At 66.8% G+C, this 1,103-nt stretch carries 1 protein-coding gene and 1 pseudogene; one reads left to right on the forward strand and one right to left on the reverse strand.

From position 1 onward, the window contains the following. A partial coding sequence (locus tag AC1D01_RS35950; RefSeq protein WP_477874486.1) for an AAA family ATPase occupies positions 1-754 on the forward strand: 754 nt, incomplete at its 5' end. A 6-nt stretch (positions 755-760) separates the two neighbouring features. Here AC1D01_RS35950 and AC1D01_RS35955 read toward each other — a convergent pair. Further along, positions 761-1,103: pseudogene (locus AC1D01_RS35955) on the reverse strand (hypothetical protein); the annotation flags it as partial.

Consider the following 1,103-nt stretch of genomic DNA (forward strand, 5'->3'; position numbering starts at 1 on the left):
CGGCAAGACCGAGCTGTGCAAGGCGCTCGCCGGTTTCCTGTTCGACAGCGAGGACCACCTGATCCGCGTCGACATGAGCGAGTTCATGGAGAAGCATTCGGTGAGCCGGCTGATCGGCGCGCCGCCCGGCTACGTCGGCTACGACGAGGGCGGCTACCTGACCGAGGCGGTGCGCCGCAAGCCGTACAGCGTGCTGCTGCTCGATGAAGTCGAGAAGGCGCATCCGGACGTCTTCAACGTGCTGCTGCAGGTGCTCGACGATGGCCGCCTGACCGACGGGCAGGGCCGCACGGTCGACTTCAAGAACACGGTGATCGTGATGACCTCGAACCTGGGGTCGCACCAGATCATGCAGATGGCGGGGCAGGACCACGAGGCCATCCGCGCGGCGGTGTGGGAAGAGGTGAAGCAGCATTTCCGCCCGGAGTTCCTGAACCGCATCGACGAGACGGTGGTGTTCCATTCGCTGGACGCGAAGAACATCGAGGCGATCGCGCGCATCCAGCTGAAGGTGCTGGAGCAGCGGCTGGACAAGCTCGAGATGAAGCTCGACGTGTCACCGGCCGCACTGGCGGCACTGGCCCAGGTCGGGTTCGATCCGGTGTTCGGTGCGCGGCCGCTGAAGCGGGCGATCCAGCAGAAGATCGAGAACCCGGTCTCGAAGCTGATCCTCGAGGGCAGGTTCGGGCCGAAGGACGTGATCCCGGTCGACGTGAGCGGAACCGAGTTCAGCTTCTCGCGCGTCGTGCACTGAACCGGGTCAGTCGAGCAGGTTGTCCATCCGGCCGACCTGCAGCCTGACCAGCGTCAGGTTCGCATGCGTCTTGTCGAGCACCGCGTGCAGCGCCAGGCCGGAATGGTTGGGCACCGGGCGCACCAGCAGGTGGTGCGAGCCGAGCGTGATGGCCGCCTCGGGCACGGCGTGGCCGAGGCCCATCGTGCGGGCGGTCGCGGTCATTGCGCCGATCAGTGCGGCGCCGTGGTGGGCCAGGATGTCGGGGGAGGGCCGCGCACCGGCATGCACCAGGTCCTGGCCGCTCGCGATGTCGAACACGCAGCAGCTGACCATGCCGGTCAGCTCGATCAGCTGGTTCACGTAGCGC

The sequence above is a fragment of the Rhizobacter sp. P3_B12 genome (assembly GCF_056402895.1).